The sequence below is a fragment of the Microcoleus sp. PH2017_05_CCC_O_A genome (assembly GCF_020738785.1).
GTDB lineage: Bacteria > Cyanobacteriota > Cyanobacteriia > Cyanobacteriales > Microcoleaceae > Microcoleus.
This window is the reverse complement of sequence record NZ_JAEQCB010000019.1, coordinates 25,436-44,490: the sequence shown is the minus strand read 5'-3', so window position 1 is coordinate 44,490 and position 19,055 is coordinate 25,436. Positions and strand designations below refer to the sequence as shown.

Genomic DNA, 19,055 nt, shown 5'->3' with positions numbered 1-19,055 from the left:
ATTACTGCCCACATCTCCCAGTCGTTTGAAGAGCTTAAATTATTCATGGACTTCCTCCGATCCAACATTTACTGGAAGCTTATAACTTGTGATTTGCCAAGCTACTAACTTTTCTTTTCCAGATTCTTGAATTTCACCAACCAACTCAAAATCGTAGAGATCGTGCAGGCGATCGTAGATATCTTGAGACACAAAGATTGCGCCGGGGGGACAAGCCGACTTCAATCTATTGGCAATATTTACGCTCTCACCCCAAACATCATAGAGCAATTTATTTTTGCCAATGACACCTGCAACCACATCTCCTGAATTGATACCGATTTCTACGTCTAGATCCAAGCCTTTTTCATAATTAAATCGGTGGACAAATGCCAGCATTTCCAAGGCAAAATCTACTGTGCGTTTGTCATGATCCAAACGTGGCACACTCAGCCCGCATACAGCCATATAACCATCACCAATAGTTTTAATCTTCTCCAAACCGTATTTTTCGGTCATTTCATCAAAGGCTGTTACCAGTTCATCAAGCAGAGCGATAACTTCGGGAGCTGACATGGTTTGAGAGAGCTTAGTAAATCGATGGAGGTCGGAAAACAAAACCGAGACATGAGAAATCTGATCGGCAATTGCTCGATCGCCCTGTTTGAGGCGTTTGGCTATTGCGGGACTAAATATATTTAAGACTAATGCTTCATTTTCGCGATTTTTCTGTTGAATTAGTTGAGTTTCGGCACGAAGGCGGCCTATCGTTTGGTTAAATGATTTAGCTAACTCTCCAAATTCATCTTCTGAACCAGATTTAACCACCGCGTCAACTTCTCCAGCCCCCACCAGGCGGGCACTAGCGATTAACTTCTTGATGGGTCTGACAAAGATTGCGGTCAGCCACATGGCAACAACCGTGATTATCGCGATGATTGCAGTAGCTGCCATCACAATTGTTTTTTGAAAGGAGTGAATTGACGCATAGGCTTCCGAAACATCCATCTCCGCCAATATCACCCACCTCAATCCATCAATATCTAGTGGAGAATAAGAACTCAAAACAGGAATATGACGATAATCGTCGATCACCTGCGTGCCCTGTTTCCCAAACAATGCTTCCTTCACTCCTGTTGTTTGCGCTTGCTGTAGGAGGATTGTAGTATTGAACTCTTTGATTTTCTTGATGGTCTTTTCATCAGTACCGATAGAGGCTAGAATTTTTGCATGACCTTCTGGGTCTTCTATCTGGAAACGAGATGCAGAGCGCATTAGATAATCCGACCCAACCAGATAAGTTTCTCCTGAATCGCCCAGACCACTTTGTTTCCAATTTTTGTTACCAGTCATCACATTGTTAATTTTGTCAACGGGAAACTGGAACGCCAAAATACCAATAAATTCCGAGCCGTTAAAGATTGGAGCAGCGATAAAAGCCGCAGGCGCACCGTAGGAAGGGCTGTAGGGCTTAAAATCTACTATTTTCACATACCCCTTTCCCTTTGCCTGTCGTGCAGCGGCGATCGCGTTTGCTAGGTTACTCTCTTTGTAGGGGCCGTCGATCAAGCTTGTGGTAAAGTCGGCTTCTTTAAAAACCGTATAGACAACAGTTCCTTCGCGATCGATCAAAAACATATCGTAGTAACCATATTTTTCAACTATATTGCGAAAAAGAGGGTGGTAGCGGGCGTGAGCGAGGCTGTAAGCACTGGCGTCGCCTGGAGTATCAAGAAGAAGTTTCTTGCCAACGGGGTTGGGATTAGCAGCGATGTAGTGGTACTGTAGGTAACGAGCAGCGGGTGTTTTTGGCCTGTATGCTGCCAGAACAGGCGAACCATCGTTAGTTCGCGTTAGTTTGGTTAAAAATTCTTTCTGGTAGTAGGTATCAATTTTTGCGTCAAAATTCGCTGGAATTTTAGATTTTTCAAGTTCGCTGTAAGCCGTCTTAAATTCCTGTAGGGCTGCGACTACTGTCAAGTCTTCGCTGAGGGTTTGGGTGTGGTTTTTAAGGTTTTCAAAATAATCTTGGATTTGATAAGCTTTCACAGCCCTAAGGCTGGTTAATTGGTTAAAGACTTTTTCGGTCAGAATAGCTTTCCCACTGCTAGAGCATATAAACGTGCTCGCAAGCATAGCGCAAAGGCTGACTACCAGCAACATGACTATGAGTTTTGTTTTTATACTTAAATGATTCACTAATTGCATAGGATTTTTCCTGAGAGTCTGGGTATTATTTCTTTCATCTCTAAGAAGTTAAAGAGTAATCTTTCACCATTGGTAGCGATCGCTTTTCATTTATAGAACCCATTTGACATTTTTTGGCGATCGGCTCACAACAGTCGCTCTACTGCCCAACAGCACAAAAAGAGAAATCCTGGATAGCAGATTCTAAGCTGCTGTGCATCTATATTGTAGAATATCAACATATCATATCAATTCCGGCTCCATCGGAATGATATAGAGGAGACGGCAGTGCCGTGTCCCTACCACGATCAATTGTAGGGACACGGCACTGCCGTCTCCTCATTTTGGCTGCTAATAATTCAGATGCTAACGGAATTGATATCATAGGCAAGCGATCGCCAGATATATGCCAGCCATAAACCATCTGTCTCAAGAGCCAAAAGAAAGACTAATTAAACTTTCAAAAGATGCACATTGGCATTATAATAGAGAAAAATTTTTAATTATTTTAAGAGTAACTTATGGCTATTTTGCTCTAGAAATTAGTAAGTTTATGGAGATTTATAGACCAATACGGTTCACCTAAGACAGATCCCCCCTAACCCCCCGAACCAAACAGGGTGGTTTTATTGTCGTCAGACAAATTAGGTACGTAGTTGCGCTTCAGCGCTCTTTCCTAATCTTAGAAAGAGCGCTGAAGCGCAACTACGTACCTTGTAACGAAGATTGCAAAACTAGGAAAAGTAGAATTTAGCCAACTCATGCTAATAAACACTCTATTTCTGCTTCAACACCACCAAAGTAATATCATCAAACACCCTCTGAACACCAATATACTCCCGCACATCAGCGATCACAGCTTCCCGAATTTCTGCGGCCGAAAGCTGACGATTTTCAATCACAACTTGCCACAATCTCTCTAATCCGTACTGCGCTTTATTAATATCAAAAGCTTCAGGAATTCCATCAGTATAAAGCACCACCACATCCCCAGGATTTAACTGCACTTCTGCTTGAGCAACAAAGTCGCTAATCTCGTCTACTAAGCCAATGGGAAATCCTAAATCCATCGTGTCTATGCACTCCAATGTTCCATCAGCACGCACTACGATCGTTTCCTCATGTTGTCCGCTCAATTTCAGCACACCTCCGGCATAGTCTAAGATGGCGAGAGACATATTTTTCGGGGAATCCATGCGCTGGAGATTGTCATAAAGAGTCTGATTTATAACATCCAAAAATTTCACTGGATCGGTTTCGTTCATTTTCTGAAGCGTTCTGACAGCAGTTTGTGCCATAATCATCAACACGCCACTTTCTAAACCATGTCCGGTGACATCGCCAATACTAATCTTGACTTGACCATCCTGTTGCAATACGTCGTAGTAATCGCCACCAACTTCGTCTGCTGGTTCCATAAAGCCAGCTATTTCTAAGCCGTCAACTGCTTCTAATTCTGACTGTTTGGGTAATACCATTTGTTGCAGTTGTTTGACAATATCGAGTTCTGCACTCATACGCAGATTGTCTTGTTTCAGGAGTTCATTGAGAGTGCTAATTTCTTGATTCGCTTCAGCTAGTTGAGCCGTGCGTTCTTTGACTTTATCTTCTAAAGTGCGATACAGCAAGGCATTTTCAATCGAAATAGCAGCTTGGGAAGATAGAACTTTAAGGACTTCTAAACGTTCGATCGTAAATGCCCCAGCAGTCAAATTATTTTCTAGATACAGAATGCCGAGCAATTTGCCTTGATTGATAATAGGAGCACATAAAACCGACTTAGGCTGATTTTTTACAACATAAGGTTCACTAATGAATATACCCTCTTTGGTAGCATCTGATAGCACTATATCTTCCTGAGTTCTTTCGACATATTTAAACATCCCCATTGGCACATCGTCGCAGTCTTCAACAGCAATAGATTGCAAAACTTCCACTTTTTGTGGATCGAATTGACCAGTCGCTTCAATAGTTAACTTACCATTGTTTAATAACATCAGTAAACCTGTTTGTGCGCCTCCATTCTCCAGCACAATATTCATTAATTTTGCTAATAATTGGTCGAGGACAATTGCACCAGCAAGAACTTGGGAAGCTTTGATAACTGTGGACAAGTCTATATCTGAACTTCCTCCAGTTTTTGAAGAAGCTATCCCAGTAGCAGTAGCCTGCAAATCAGTTTTTTTCTTGGCAGATACCTTGGGTAGCAACTGCGGATATTTCTGCTCCAAATCCTCAACTTTGCGTTTGGCACCCCAAAATTGGTAGCCATAATGGGCTTTTTTCATGTAAAGTTGGGCAATTTCCTCTTTGCCTTTCCCTAACCAGAATTTAGCTGCCAATTCATTACCTAAAGCTTCATTCTGAATATACTCATTTTCATGAGCTGAAGCAATGGCGCGATCGTACAAGTCCCATGTCAATTCTATTTCTTTATTTGTAATGCGAGCGATTTCTGCCTCCACCAGTAGATATTTATGCAGGAAGTTTTCAGGACAATTATCTGCCCAAATTTTCATCTTTTGCTGACAGGCTTTAATAATTTCCCCATATTCGTGCTGCTGTGCATCGGTAGCAGTGGGATAAAGAGCCGTTAAAATTAGAGGATAGTAAAGATAATGTTCGCCTTGAGTGGGAATACCTGAAATAAAAACGATGATTTCATCGCTTTTTTTAATATATTCTAAAGCGTTTTCATAATCACCATAGAAAAATACAATTTGGGCTTTAAAGATGTTATAAGCTGCTATTCCAGGCATAAAAGATTTTTCCTCGCACATCTGGAGGCACTGCAATTCATCAAAATACTCATCGCTAAAAGAAAATTTATCCAGGGTTAATCCCTGTAAATTTAAAATGAAATGCCGCTGTAATTGCTGAATACCAGCAAAAACATTATTTTTTATTTTCTTTAGAAATTCAAGATGTTTGTTAGATTCTTCAAGAATGCTATCAAAATTATCAGAACATAGAACTCTTTGCAGAATCAAATGGTAAGAATTGTAGCTGACATAAACATCTCCAGTTTCCACTCCAGCTAGGTAGCCATTCCTCAGAAACGGAATTCCTTTTTTAAGATGGCTTCGCCAGGGATTAATCAGACCACCGAACATATTAAAAACTTTGCAAGCCAAATTAACATTATGAAATCGCTCGTTGAGCTTCATCGATAATAGACCAAATTCATAACCCACTTCATAATCAACTAATCTCGCACCTGCCAAGAATCCCCAAAAAGCATATCCATGAGCCGATACATCTGAGTTGCCGTTTTCCAGAGAAAGATTGACCATTTTTAATGAAATCAAAGCCAACAAATCTTGATCTACGAAATAAGCTGGCCCAGTAATATTCATTAAGAGAGTCATACAAGCTCTAATCTCTGGATCGAACATTTCTGGGGCATCAATTAGCTCAGAAACTTTGATATGCTCCAGATTGGCTCTGTATAACTCCAACTCTAAGTCAAGGGCAGACAAAATTTCCGATTTATCGGTTGTAGGCAAACTTAATCCCAAGGATTTTAAAGCCTCCGATCCAATGCCAACAGCTTCTACAAATTTGCCTGTATTATCATACAAAACTAAACGAATATTCTGAATTTCGGCTCTTTCTACATTAGATTTAACTTGAGTTAATATCAAGCCAAATAACTCTTCTGCTTTTTCAAAGTTACCGCATAGATATTCACATTCAGACCGTTCTCGATATAAACTAAAAGTCAGATCGTAATGCTCTTGCCAAGCATCTGTCGGCAACATCTCTATTCCCGTAGTAAAGTATTGCTCTAAAGCAGCCGCGTAAGCCGTTGAAGCTTTGGCTTTTCTCCCTGCTTCCAAGTTCAATCGTGCTAATTCAACCCGTTCCGATTCATCAGCAATTAATTCCCCAGCTAAGTTCAAATGATCGACTATTTCAAAGATTTTTCCTGGCAGTTCCTCAGCAGATACATTCGCCAGCAACAGCCGCCCAATCTGGAGATGCACTGCTTTTTTCCGATCATCATCAATCAGAGCATAAGATGCTTGTTGTATCCGGTCATGCAGAAATTTATAATCTTGAATTAATAGGTTTTGATCTAACTCTGATGTCGGCAAGATGAATCCGGTCTGAACTGCCACAACTAGGTCGGGGAAAATTACCTCTTTGAGTTTTTCACTAACGATAGCAAGAGTGCTTAAGTGGAAAGAAGCACCTATACAAGATGCTAAACGTAAAACCTGCTGTGTGAGGGGGGGCAGTTTTTTTAACTTGCCTATCATCAATTCTACAACATTATCAGTAATATTTTGTGCTTCAATTTGGTTGATATTCCACTGCCAACTATGCTGTTGAGAATCAAAAGTTATTAGATCTTCTGCGTACAGGGTTTTGAGAAACTGATTGACAAAGAATGGATTACCACCTGTTTTCTGCATCACTAGCTCTGCCAAGGTTTTTACCGAATCAGTGTTGCTATATAATGTATCGGCAATCAGTTGACTAATATTTTCTAGCTCTAAAGGTGCTAAGGTAATATAATTGATAGTGGCTCCATCTTTGAGCAATCCATCAAGCGTCATCATCAAAGGGTGGATTGGGCTAACCTCATTATCCCGATAAGCTCCAATTAAAAACAGATATTGCATATCTGCGTCTGTCATCATCAGTTCTATTAACTTAAGTGTCGCGGAGTCTGCCCACTGTAAATCATCGAGAAATATGACTAAGGGGTGCTCTTTTGTACAAAATGTTCGGATGAAGTTACCGAAGACAATATTAAACCGATTTTGCGACTCGCTTGCCCCTAATTTTGGCACGGGTGGCTGTTCGCCGACAATCAGTTCTACTTCGGGAATTACATCAATAATTACTTGACCGTTTGCACCAAAAGCAGCTCTAAGTTTTTCTCGCCATTGTTCGAGTTGTGCTTCACTTTCAGTTAATAGTTGCCGCACCAATCCCTTAAAGGCCTTGACAACAGCCGAGTAAGGAATACTCTTTTGAAATTGGTCAAATTTGCCCGCCGTAAAATAGCCGCGCAGTCGGGTATTTGGTTTGTGAATTTCGGCTACTAGCGATGATTTGCCAATGCCAGAATAACCAGCCACCAACATCATTTCTACCCCCCTCTGTCCCCCCTTGCTAAGGGGGGATGAAAGGGGGGTTGCTACTCGCTCAAAAGCTGTCAGTAAGGCTTCAACTTCTGCCTCGCGCCCGTAGAGTTTTTGGGGAATTTGAAACTGGTCAGAAATATCTTGAGTACCCAAATAGAAATCTGATATATTTCCTTTGGTTTCTAACTGATGCAAACATTCTGCTAAATCAACTCTGATTCCAAAAGCACTTTGGTATCGATACTCAGCCGTTTTTGCCATCAGTTTCACCACGATATCTGAGATGGCTTGGGGAATTTCTGGATTAATTATATTGGGAGATATTGGCACTTTGGCGATGTGACAATGTACCAACTCCAGTGCATCCGTGGTTTCAAAAGGGAGTTGTCCCGTTAGTAACTCATAGAAAGTGACACCGAGGGAGTAAAAGTCGGTGCGGTAATCTAGGGAACGGTTCATTCTTCCCGTTTGCTCTGGTGAAATATATGCTAAAGTACCTTCTAAAACATTGGGATTTTTCAGGGTAGGGTTTTCGCGGGTTAAGACTGTAGAAATACCAAAATCAATAATTTTGAGTTGCCCGGTTTCTGGGTTGAAAATAATATTCGCCGGGTTAATATCTTTATGGACAATATTTTCTGCGTGAATACTGCCTAAAATCTCAGCCGTTTTAATAGCAATGCGAAGAAATTCCTGTAGGGGAAATGCCGGCGTGCTTGCTGCCTTACACTCATTCATCAAGTGTTTTAAAGATGACGCGCCAAAATCCTCAAGAATAATAACTAAAGTCCGCTTATAGGGTTTTAATTCATAAACCTTAATGACTCCATCAAGATTCAAATTCCGAGTAATTTCATATTCTTGTTTATAGCGGGTGAGTTCCGAAGGTGTGGGATAGTCTTCTTTGAGGAATTTGAGAATAACGGGTTGGTTATCGTCTTGGCGGATGCCTCGATAAACATTGGAGTTGTTACTTTCGTAGATTTGAGTGAGAATTTGGTAGCCGTCAAGTTTAAGCATTTTTTTTATAGTAAGGTGCTACAAGGAGTATTTCCAAACTGCGAAGATGGAAATACTCCCAAAACTTTGGCATTAAAAAGCTGAATGGGGAACTATCGCGGGCAAGATACTGCGCTATATCTGAATACTTTTCCCCTGTGGTTTTGATTTTACTCTATCTTCTTTGCCTAATCTCCTTCTGCGATCGAGAAGTTAAGCGATCGAGGTTTTGGCGAAGCATCATTCTCGCCCATAATTTTGCTGCCGATGATATTCCTGGCTGAACTGTTGTGTGATAATAGCCTTTGCTGCTTGCATTCCTGCGATCGTAGTCGCTTCGATACCCCAGAATTGAAACTATTATCGACCCAATCGCCTGTTAGGTAGAGGTTATTGAACCCGCGAGGGCGATTATCTCACCTGGAACCATCGGCGCGGAGACGAAACTGGTAGCTACCAGGAACAGACAATACATAACGCTCTGAAGGAGTAATATTAATCCGCCAAAACTGAGAGTACATATGTAGCATGAACTCAAGCATCTTGAAAATGTATTCCCAGGGGGAACCAGCTTTAATATCTCGATCGAACCAAGGAAATTCATTCTTAAAGTAAGGAAAATGTAAATTCCAAGGAGCTCAACGACCATGTTTATCTTCGTCTTCAAAGACAATGAAGCTATGGGTTGAAAAGCATTAGCTGGTGTATAATCGACAAAAATATAGGGAATAAACCAAGTGTGGTGATCGACCACAAATTTCCCTCCCTCTTATTTTCCTGCCTCAGTCAATACCCAAAACATGACCTCCCCTGTTTCAGAGAAGAAACCTTTGTCACTGCCGGGAGGTTGTGTAGAATTAATGTGCGCGATCGTATCAAATACCATCAGCACACGGTTAGCAGCAGGACGGTATTGGAATTGATCTTGGCCTGGTATATTGAGATATTTGTTGCAGAGATTCTGTAAATTTTCCGAGGTTCCTTCCAAGACAAATCCATAGAGTTTTGTCTCATTGAGAATGTAAGGGGGTGCAAAAGCCGTATCGCCTCCTCTTGTGATGTATTGAGGATAGTTGGAAAAGGTAGAATTAGTATTTGTCATAAAATAGCTCGGTAAGTGGGAAACTCAGAGACTTTAGTCCTGAGAGGGAAACGACCCGGCGGTTTCAACCGCCTTGAATCTTTCTTTATCCATTACCGCCTTGGAGTTGCTTAACTTGGTGTACTTTTGTAATGTACTTTCGGCAGGACAGTTACCGCCTCAAACCTTGCAACCCTGTACGCATAATGTTTGCTCTTTTGGAGCCTCCCTTACGGGGTAATGTTCGCCTCGACCTGGTTATAAAGGCTTGTTAGACCTGCGACACTGTTTCAGTGACTTTAAAACTGTTTAATCGCAGATGACAGAGCGGAAAACTGGCGTCGCATTCGTCGGTGTCGTGACCTAAATAACGTATCCTTTTTCAAGGGGTCTGGTCAGAACAGCTTGCAATTTCTTACAAGCTCAGTGGCGTTGATTCCCTGAGTTCCTGACATTCGTTGAATTGGTTGTTGGTTGATTTTCCGACTTAGACAGTTTAAATGATGTGAGCTATTGTGTTTTTGCCACCATCGGACGATCACTAAAATCTTTGTTGCATATTTTCCCTCCTTAACGATGAAACAGAGGTGAATTTGAGTACGGTTGCGATTTGGCGAGCGAACCCTACTATTAATTCAACCTTTATATCATATGTTTTTGAGAGTTTTAGTATTTTGTATTAAAATTTAACTATTCTTTAATATTATGGATAAACTCTCTATTCTCTTGGCTTGCGATCGCGAAAATTGGAGGCAGAGCCTCCGGATCTGCATTACCAGGCAGAGCCTAGTAACGAGTAGAACGAGTAGATAGGTCGATCGCACCGACGACTCAGAAGCCTCTAGAAACTGGTTTTTGGGGTCTTATGATTAAGTTTAACTTCTGATGATGTTACTCGATCGTCAGCTCTTATCAACAGCGAAGTTAATCTATGTCGATAATACAGATAGAGATCTGCATTAGGAGCAAGAGGAATGGGCAAAACTTCACAAAGAACTGACGATCGCGATCCTGCTCCATTTAATCCTCTAGAATTTGGGCCTTACTATCCTTATGGAGCTAATGATGGTAAAGTAACGGATAGTACAATGGCTAAAGAAATGAGTTTCTTGGGTCGCTACGGACATCCGGACGGTTCAACATTTAATGCTCAACAATTTTTAGAAGAACAACCTTCAGTATGCTTGGCAAGGTGAATTTCTCAGAGATAAACCCCATCAGCCGTGGGTAATTTTTGGGGCTCGTGACTAGGGATAGATTTATCTCGAAAATAGTCGCTCTGCGTTGACAATTATAGAAAATATTGTATCAACCGATCGCATTACTTTGCAACAAAAACTAACAGGAATTACGCAGGGACGTTATATGTAGCGTGTCTGTGTTTGGACAATAGCGATCGATCGCGCAGCGGTCTAAAAGTTGTTCGGGAGAAAATGAGAACAGAGTTTAAAGCAAGCTCAAGTTAACAAAAGATCGCGCATCCGACTGGATTAATAGACTTCATATCAAAAACATTGTGCTAGAATCCATCAATACGTAGTCGTAGGTTGGGCACAGGCCGAGAAGAGCAATCTTCTTGCAGTCTAGGGGAGGTTGTAGGTCAGCCACCATTTGGGTCTTCCCAGTTGAAAGCCACCCTGCAACATGAGCCTGGAATCTGCAACCGCAGCCGAGTGCGGCTTTCGCGGTGGGAGTGTCGCGCTAGAATTAGCATTACGAGTTAACACTCGAACAAAAACGCTCGTTGTGCGAGCGTGACCTCAAAACGGGCACATAGCAGGTGGGAATAAACCATGTTTGAACGCTTCACAGAAAAAGCAATAAAAGTAATCATGTTGGCCCAGGAAGAAGCTCGCCGCCTGGGTCACAACTTCGTAGGGACAGAACAGATCCTCCTGGGTCTGATTGGAGAAGGAACCGGAGTTGCAGCCAAAGTCCTCAAATCAATGGGGGTCAACCTCAAAGATGCTCGGATTGAGGTCGAAAAAATCATCGGGCGCGGTTCGGGCTTCGTAGCAGTCGAAATTCCGTTCACCCCTCGCGCCAAGCGGGTTCTAGAACTGTCCCTCGAAGAAGCTCGCCAACTCGGACACAATTATATAGGTACAGAACACCTGCTGCTCGGCCTGATTCGTGAAGGTGAAGGAGTAGCGGCCAGAGTCCTGGAAAATCTGGGAGTAGATTTGTCGAAAGTCCGCACCCAAGTGATTCGGATGCTGGGAGAAACGGCAGAAGTCGCAGCCACCGGCGGCGGAGCTCGCACTAAAACCCCAACATTGGACGAATTTGGTGCCAACCTGACTCAAATGGCGGTTGATGGTAAGCTTGACCCCGTAGTCGGACGGCAAAAAGAAATCGAACGGGTAATTCAAATCCTCGGTCGCCGTACTAAAAATAACCCGGTACTTATTGGCGAACCTGGAGTCGGCAAAACTGCGATCGCCGAAGGTCTGGCCCAGCGCATCGCTAACAACGATATCCCAGATATCCTCGAAGATAAGCGCGTCGTTACCCTCGATATCGGCTTGCTCGTAGCTGGTACGAAATACCGGGGGGAATTTGAAGAACGCCTCAAAAAAATCATGGACGAAATCCGCACGGCGGGTAACGTGATTTTGGTGATTGACGAAGTGCACACTTTGATCGGTGCTGGTGCGGCTGAAGGGGCGATCGACGCAGCGAACATTCTCAAGCCAGCTTTGGCTAGAGGCGAACTCCAGTGTATCGGGGCTACAACCTTAGATGAGTACCGCAAGCACATCGAGCGTGACGCAGCCCTCGAACGGCGCTTCCAGCCCGTGATGGTCGGCGAGCCCACCGTTGACGAGACGATCGAGATTCTGTTCGGTTTGCGGGAACGCTACGAACAGCACCACAAGCTGAAAATTTTGGATACAGCCCTGGAAGCTGCCGCCAAACTGTCTCACCGCTATATTTCTGACCGCTTCCTCCCAGACAAAGCAATTGACTTGGTAGACGAAGCTGGTTCGAGAGTCCGCCTGATCAACTCCCAACTGCCGCCCGCAGCTAAGGAACTTGATAAAGAACTCCGCCAAGTCCTGAAAGATAAAGACGAAGCGGTGCGTTCTCAAGACTTTGACAAAGCAGGTGAATTGCGCGATCGCGAAATGACGATCAAAGCCGAAATTCGCGCGATTTCCCAAGCCAAAAAAACTGACTCGGCCCGCACCGGCGAAACCGACCCTTCGCCAGTAGTTACCGAAGAAGATATCGCTCAAATCGTCGCAAGCTGGACGGGCGTACCGGTCAACAAACTGACTGAATCTGAATCCGAAAAACTGCTGCACATGGAAGATACCTTGCACCAGCGCTTGATCGGTCAAGAAGAAGCAGTGAAAGCCGTTTCCCGTGCCATCCGCCGCGCTCGCGTTGGCTTGAAAAATCCCAATCGCCCGATCGCCAGTTTCATCTTCTCCGGGCCCACAGGCGTCGGCAAAACCGAACTGACGAAAGCCTTAGCCGGCTACTTCTTCGGTTCCGAAGACGCCATGATTCGGTTGGATATGTCCGAATACATGGAACGTCACACCGTCTCCAAACTTATCGGTTCTCCTCCTGGTTATGTCGGCTACAACGAAGGCGGACAACTGACAGAAGCAGTTCGTCGTCGTCCTTACACCGTCGTGTTGTTTGACGAAATCGAAAAAGCCCACCCCGATGTCTTCAATATGCTCTTGCAAATATTGGAAGACGGCCGCTTAACAGATGCCAAAGGTCGTACCGTGGACTTCAAAAACACGCTGCTGATCATGACCTCCAACATCGGTTCTAAGGTCATTGAAAAAGGTGGCGGCGGCCTCGGTTTCGAGTTCGGCGACAACCAAGCTGATGCTAATTACAACCGCATTCGCTCCTTGGTTAACGAAGAACTGAAGAACTACTTCCGCCCAGAATTCCTCAACCGACTTGACGAAATTATCGTCTTCCGTCAGTTGAACAGGGAAGAAGTCAAGGAAATTGCCGTTATCATGCTCAAAGAAGTGTTCGGCCGCTTGACAGAACAGGGAATCACTCTGGAAGTGACCGAAAAATTCAAGGAACGGCTAGTAGAAGAAGGCTATAACCCCAGCTACGGAGCCAGGCCCCTGCGCCGCGCGATCATGCGGTTGTTGGAAGACAGCTTGGCTGAGGAAATCCTTTCTGGCCGCATCAAAGATGGCGATATCGCTGTTGTAGATGTGGGCGACGATGGAATTGTCAAGGTGCTGCAAGGTCAAAAACGGGAATTGCTGCCCCAAGGCGCTGAGTAAGTGCGTTGAGTAAGTGCGATCGCGAGTAAAGTTTTAAGATCGCAAATTGCGCGATCGTAAATAACTCAAAATCAGCATATAAAAAAGGTAGAGAATCTTAATTCTCTGCCTTTTTTATGAATAAGAGTCAATAAAATTATAGGAGGAGTAAATGACATCTGAAGAAAAGAATTTTGGTACAGAAGTAGCAGAAAACCTACCTGATACTTCGACTTCGCTCAGCACAAGCCCGTGGTGGCAAAAAGCGTGGAAATCGCAGCGAGAAAATCTTCAGATTGTGATTATTGCTTTGGCTTTAGCAATAGTGATTCGAGCGTTGGTGGCAGAACCGCGCTTCATACCCTCAGATTCTATGGTACCAACTTTGCGCGTGGGCGATCGCGTCGTAGTCGAAAAAATATCCTACTACCTGGAACCTCCAAAAACTGGTGACATCGTAGTATTTGCGCCGCCGGAACAGTTGCAAGAACAAGGCTTTACCGCAGACCAAGCATTTATCAAGCGGGTAATTGGCTTACCAGGTCAAACAGTAGCTGTGAAAAAAGGTCTAGTTTACCTCAACGACAAACCCCTCGTTGAGAAATATATTGCCGAACCTCCTAAATACCAGTGGGGGCCTTATGTCGTCCCGGAAAATCAATACTTCGTGATGGGAGACAACCGCAACAACAGTAACGACTCTAGCAGGTGGGGATTTTTACCTAAAAAGAATATCATCGGCCGGGCTGTATTGAGGTTTTGGCCACTTGAGCGTATCGGACAAGTTTGAAGAAGTCAGTTGACAGTTGACAGTTGACAGTTGTCAGTTGTCAGTTGTCAGTTGTCAGTTGTCAGTTGTCAGTTGTTATTGCAAGCCCAATGCCATAAAGACCCCATGCCCCATCCCTCGACTTCGCAATTCCCAATTCCCAATTCCCGATGCCCATGCCTTATCCTGTACGGAAATTTCTACTGATTTTTGCGCCTTGAGCGGTAGAGAGTTCCTCCGGCAACTGATAAAATAGTACCAAAAGCAGCGGGATTTCCCGCCTAGATCAAAATCACTTCAATATTAAAAATTAGGAAAGCTATGGGATTTTTTGATTCAGAAATTGTTCAGCAAGAAGCCAAGCTGTTGTTTGAAGACTATCAATCTCTCGTCGCACTAGGCGGGAATTACGGCAAATTCGATCGCGAAGGCAAGAAGATGTTCATCGCTCAGATGGAATCAATGATGGATCGCTACCGTATTTTTATGAAGCGCTTCGAGCTGTCTGAAGACTTCATGGCTCAGATGACTGTAGAGCAGTTAAAAACACAGCTAAATCAATTTGGCATCACGCCCCAGCAGATGTTTGAGCAAATGAACTCAACGCTGGAGCGGATGAAATCTGAACTGGAAAAGCAATCATAAGTTGACAATTGACAACTATCAACTGTCAACTGTCAACTGATAATTAACTAGCAGCCGGGAAGTCCCTCGGTGTATTTAGAGGGGATGAATCTCAATTGCTACGCTCCGTACCCCGACTAAATTACCGTAGGGATGAAAGGCTCGTCGGTCGGAGGAACACCAGCCCGACAATTAGACTCAGTTACCGCAAATCAATCTTTGGGAGAGTCTTGATTCTCAATATACTTCCTAAGTATGGAGACGGTAACACCTCGGCAAGAAGCAATAAAATACGAACTGCTCCACAAAACATCTTTACGATAAAACTCATTCACCCTTTCAGGGAATTCACTCTATACTGTGGGAAGGTCGAAAAAAAGGAAGTTTTCATGCAACTGACGTACAAATACCGCCTCAAACCTACGAAAGCCCAACTAGCAACAATTTCGACTCATCTAGAGCTTTGTCGCCGGCAGTACAACTACCGATTGAGTGAAAGATTCAGATGGTGGGAGTCCACAAGAACGCCTGTCAATGCCTGCCCTTTAATTGCTTCCATAGTGCCTGTTGAGGAAATTTACCAAAATATTCCTCTGACTAGAGTGCAAACTAGAGATGGCAGAAAGAAAGATGAATCAGGCAATCCTTTGACCAGGAAAGGTGATGTTTTCTCGAATATTGAAGGCGGATACGTGCAGTGGCAAACCATCCAGTTAGCCGATCTAAAAAATACTAAAAAGCTATTTCCTGATTACAAAACTTTGAATTCTCAAGTTTTGCAGGATGTGATTAACCGAGTGGAAACTTCCTTTTCAAATTTCACCACACCCGACAAAAATGGCAATCGTAGAGGCAAGCCCCGATTTAAAGGATTTCACTACTACAAATCTTTTACTTATCCTCAATTAGATAATTTAGATATCGCCAAGGATGAGCAAAATAGGATTTGCATTAACCTTGCCAAAATAGGTCAAATACCGATGGCATTCCATCGTCCAATACCAACAGGATTAACGGTTAAGACGGGGACAGTTATTAGAGAAGCGGACGGGTGGTATATTTCCCTGACGCTAGAAGATAAGACGGTTCCCGTGCCGGTTGCAGAAATTCAACCGACTGATGAAAACACTCTTGGTATTGACTTGGGAATTACTAATTACGCTTACCTTTCTAATGGCGAAAGAATTGAAAATCCTAGATTCTTGAGGAAATCTGCCGAGAAATTAGCAAAACTTCAGGCGAAGCTAGCTAGTAGAGTCAAGGGTTCTAAACCTTGGCAAGTTATAAAAAGCAAGATTTCTAGACTGCATCAATTTGTAGCTAGAGCGAGACTTGATTTTCAATTCAAGACGGCACATGAATTGTTTCGTAAATGCGATGTTTTGGTGGCTGAAGATTTGAGTATCAAGAATTTGACAAGACGCGCTAAAACTAAAACCGAGATCGACAATGGTAATTTAGTTTATTTGCCAAACGGTCAATCTGCCAAAAGCGGCTTGAATAAATCAATGCTTGATGCTGCTCACGGTCAGTTTGCTAATGTTCTCAAGTATGTTGCCTGGAAATTGGGTAAAAATCTTTTGTTTGTCGAGCCGAAGGGAACTTCTCAGTATTGTTGGAATTGCCTCAATAAAGTACCAAAAGAGTTATCGGAAAGATGGCATTCTTGTCAGTGCGGTGAGTCTTTGGATCGAGATGAAAATTCAGCCAAACTTATCAAGAAAATTGGTCTGAGCGATCAAAGTGGCGGGGGAACTCCGTCACTCAAAAAAGCCTTTGCAAAAAAGGAAAAAGAAGCCTGCGGTCTAACTGTACTCAGTTGACCGTCAGGTTCGTTCACGGTCGTTCAAAAGATGAAGCAGGTTTGAAATCTTCTTCAGGAACGCCCTGCAAAGCTTGGCTCATAAAATCGCGCCAAACAGGGGCAACGATTGTACCGCCAGTAGCACCGTAGCTCATCGGTGTGTAATCGTCGTTGCCTATCCAAACAGCCACCGACAACTGCGGCACGTAACCCACAAACCAGATATCCCTTTCTGAGGAAGTTGTGCCAGTTTTCCCAGCAGCGGGCCTCCCAATTTGGGCAGCCTTGGCAGTACCGTTGTAAATTACTCCTTGCAGGGCGCTGTTGACGGATGCCGCAGCCCAGGCGTTGAGAACTAATTTTGGTTTGGGCGTGTTGTCAAGCAAGACGTTGCCGCTGCTGTCGGTGACTTGCACGATAAATGTGGTGTCGGAATGCCAGCCGTTGTTGGCGAAGGTAGCAAAAGCTCCGGCCATTTCTAAAGGAGTGAGGTCAACTGCACCCAAGGGTAAAGAAACTACGGGTTCCATGGGACTTCTGATGCCGAGCACCCGGCAAATTTCAATTACTTTATTCAATCCGACTTCTTGGCCGAGCTTGACAGCGGGAATGTTCAGTGATACTTCCAAAGCTCTGCGGATGCTGACGGCACCGGAGAAGCCGCCGCCGTAGTTTTGAGGGTAGTAGTATCCGTCGCCGTCGCGGTAGCCGACGGGGGAGTCGTAGACAACTGAATCGGGGCCGTATTTGCCTGTAGCAAAGGCAGCGTAGTAGATGAAGGGCTTAAAGGAAGATCCGGGCTGGCGGCGTGCTTGAATGGCGCGGTTGAATTCACTCTTTTGGTAATCGACGCCACCAACCATTGCTTTGACGAAGTGGGTGCGGGGATCGACGGCTGCTAGGGCAATTTGACCTTGGTCGCGATCGTAAAAAAGTCCTTGATAGTAAAGTCGATCGTGCCACGCTTTGACGGTTTCTTCGGCGATGCGCTGTAGTTTGAGGTCGATCGTAGTTTGAACGCGCATTCCACCCTTGAGGACGGCATCTCGCCCAAAACGCCGTGTCAACTCCTGGACTACGGCTTGTGTGACGTAAGGAACTTGAGAGCCACCAAAAGAAGTGATTTTGCCCAGCTTAATTTTTTGCGCTCGGGCGCTTGCTTCTTCAGCTATTGTAATCCATTTGAGTTCTCTCATCCGGGTTAAAACGATTTCCTGCCGTTCTTTTGCCAACTTGTAGTTGACAAAAGGACTGTATTCTTCGGGAGCGGAAATTAAGCCGGCCAGCATCGCTGATTCTGCAAGGCTCAAATTCTCGGCTGACTTGTTGAAATAGCTTCGAGAAGCTGTCTCTACGCCGTACAAGTTGTGACCTAAATAGATTTGATTTAGGTACAGTTGCATAATTTGGTCTTTGTTAAGAATTTGCTCCAAGCGGATAGACATTACCGCTTCAGCTATCTTGCGACTAAATTTTGATTGGGGAGATAGAAACAAGTTCTTGACTAGCTGCATCGTCATAGTCGAGCCGCCTTCAACGGTTCTACCTTTCTCTAGGTTGACTATGAGAGCTCGGGCTATCCCGCCGGGGTTGATACCTTTGTGGGTAAAGAAGTTGCTATCTTCGATCGCCAGAACAGCCCGTTTCAGGTTCGGGGAGATTTTTTCAAGGGGTACGACATCCCGGTTAGCTTCATCGTGGATGCTGGCTAGGGGGCGGCCGTTGATGTCATAAATGTGGGTAGTTTCGGTGGGAGAGTAGGTTTGCAAGATGCGAACATCTGGCAAATTGCGGAAGCTGATCGCTAGGCCAACCAGTCCGCCGGCGACTACGGAACTGGCAAGCATGGTCATGCTGAGTATGGTTCCGGCGGTCACTTTGCTGACTGACTGAACAAACTCGAATACAGGGGCTGGGTTTTCCGTATTTTTGCGGACTGCGTTGGTTGACACGTGGATTTCACTTCCTCACTCGATTTGGGGTTTAAGACTTTTAATTTTAGATGGCAAGGCTGGAGGCTGTCAGTTGATCGATTTTAGATTTTAGGTTTTAGATTTTAGATTTTAGATTTACTCCACTGATAAATTTAGGAGTTTGAACCTTAGTCTAAAATTGTGGGATGTCCGCGACTCTTGTCGGGGCTGGTATCCCTTTCTGGATGGGTTTGCTAATAAAAGCTGGTCAGCTTTGAGATTATAGTAGCTTGATAGTTGTGTGTTTATGTGTCAATCAGTGAGTGTAACTAATTCTGCTGCACTTTTGCAAA

The 19,055-nt window shown here is 44.0% G+C and carries 9 protein-coding genes and 1 pseudogene; 5 read left to right on the top strand and 5 right to left on the bottom strand.

What is annotated here, in order from left to right; genetic code table 11:
• Positions 1–39: 39 nt before the first annotated feature.
• The 3 genes from JGK20_RS06360 to JGK20_RS06350 form a co-directional block, all read right to left on the bottom strand.
• Positions 40–2,187 (bottom strand): adenylate/guanylate cyclase domain-containing protein, encoded by a 2,148-nt coding sequence (locus JGK20_RS06360; RefSeq protein ID WP_293225238.1) that lies wholly within the window; start codon positions 2,185–2,187, stop codon positions 40–42.
• Positions 2,188–2,942: 755 nt separating this feature from the next.
• Positions 2,943–8,282, bottom strand: a complete 5,340-nt coding sequence (locus JGK20_RS06355) for an AAA family ATPase (protein ID WP_293229804.1) — start codon at positions 8,280–8,282, stop codon at positions 2,943–2,945.
• Between the two features lie 748 nt (positions 8,283–9,030).
• A complete protein-coding gene (locus JGK20_RS06350) occupies positions 9,031–9,363 on the bottom strand; it encodes a hypothetical protein (RefSeq protein WP_293205588.1) in 333 nt (110 codons plus the stop codon).
• A gap of 953 nt (positions 9,364–10,316) precedes the next feature.
• Between JGK20_RS06350 and JGK20_RS06345 the strand changes: the two genes are divergently transcribed.
• The 4 genes from JGK20_RS06345 to JGK20_RS06330 all read left to right on the top strand — a co-directional run bounded on the left by JGK20_RS06345 (position 10,317) and on the right by JGK20_RS06330 (position 15,006).
• Positions 10,317–10,538, top strand: coding sequence for a hypothetical protein (locus tag JGK20_RS06345; protein WP_293205590.1), 222 nt, complete (start codon positions 10,317–10,319; stop codon positions 10,536–10,538).
• Positions 10,539–11,135: 597 nt separating this feature from the next.
• The gene (locus JGK20_RS06340; protein ID WP_293176091.1) at positions 11,136–13,613 is read left to right on the top strand and encodes an ATP-dependent Clp protease ATP-binding subunit; all 2,478 of its coding nucleotides are present in this window, start codon (positions 11,136–11,138) and stop codon (positions 13,611–13,613) included.
• 151 nt (positions 13,614–13,764) lie between these two features.
• The gene (gene lepB / locus JGK20_RS06335) at positions 13,765–14,382 is read left to right on the top strand and encodes a signal peptidase I (RefSeq protein ID WP_293176094.1); all 618 of its coding nucleotides are present in this window, start codon (positions 13,765–13,767) and stop codon (positions 14,380–14,382) included.
• A 300-nt stretch (positions 14,383–14,682) separates the two neighbouring features.
• Complete coding sequence (locus JGK20_RS06330) at positions 14,683–15,006, top strand: DUF1825 family protein (protein ID WP_293176096.1); 324 nt, start codon at positions 14,683–14,685, stop codon at positions 15,004–15,006.
• A 191-nt stretch (positions 15,007–15,197) separates the two neighbouring features.
• Here the strand turns inward: JGK20_RS06330 and JGK20_RS06325 are convergent.
• Positions 15,198–15,323 (bottom strand): annotated as a pseudogene (locus JGK20_RS06325) (transposase); the annotation flags it as partial.
• Between the two features lie 51 nt (positions 15,324–15,374).
• Between JGK20_RS06325 and JGK20_RS06320 the strand changes: the two are divergent.
• Positions 15,375–16,808, top strand: a complete 1,434-nt coding sequence (locus tag JGK20_RS06320) for a transposase (protein WP_293176098.1) — start codon at positions 15,375–15,377, stop codon at positions 16,806–16,808.
• A 13-nt stretch (positions 16,809–16,821) separates the two neighbouring features.
• On the opposite strand, the gene JGK20_RS06315 is transcribed toward JGK20_RS06320, so the two are convergent.
• Entirely contained in the window at positions 16,822–18,741 is a 1,920-nt protein-coding gene (locus JGK20_RS06315) for a transglycosylase domain-containing protein (RefSeq protein ID WP_293176100.1), read from the bottom strand.
• Between the last annotated feature and the right edge of the window lie 314 nt (positions 18,742–19,055).

Excerpts from the sequence above, each read along its gene's own strand:
- JGK20_RS06330 (WP_293176096.1), top strand. The coding sequence starts at position 14,683 with ATGGGATTTTTTGATTCAGAAATTGTTCAGCAAGAAGCCAAGCTGTTG.
- JGK20_RS06320 (WP_293176098.1), top strand. The coding sequence starts at position 15,375 with ATGCAACTGACGTACAAATACCGCCTCAAACCTACGAAAGCCCAACTA.
- JGK20_RS06350 (WP_293205588.1), bottom strand. The coding sequence starts at position 9,363 with ATGACAAATACTAATTCTACCTTTTCCAACTATCCTCAATACATCACA.
- JGK20_RS06340 (WP_293176091.1), top strand. The coding sequence starts at position 11,136 with ATGTTTGAACGCTTCACAGAAAAAGCAATAAAAGTAATCATGTTGGCC.
- JGK20_RS06345 (WP_293205590.1), top strand. The coding sequence starts at position 10,317 with ATGGGCAAAACTTCACAAAGAACTGACGATCGCGATCCTGCTCCATTT.
- lepB (WP_293176094.1), top strand. The coding sequence starts at position 13,765 with ATGACATCTGAAGAAAAGAATTTTGGTACAGAAGTAGCAGAAAACCTA.
- JGK20_RS06360 (WP_293225238.1), bottom strand. The coding sequence starts at position 2,187 with ATGCAATTAGTGAATCATTTAAGTATAAAAACAAAACTCATAGTCATG.
- JGK20_RS06355 (WP_293229804.1), bottom strand. The coding sequence starts at position 8,282 with ATGCTTAAACTTGACGGCTACCAAATTCTCACTCAAATCTACGAAAGT.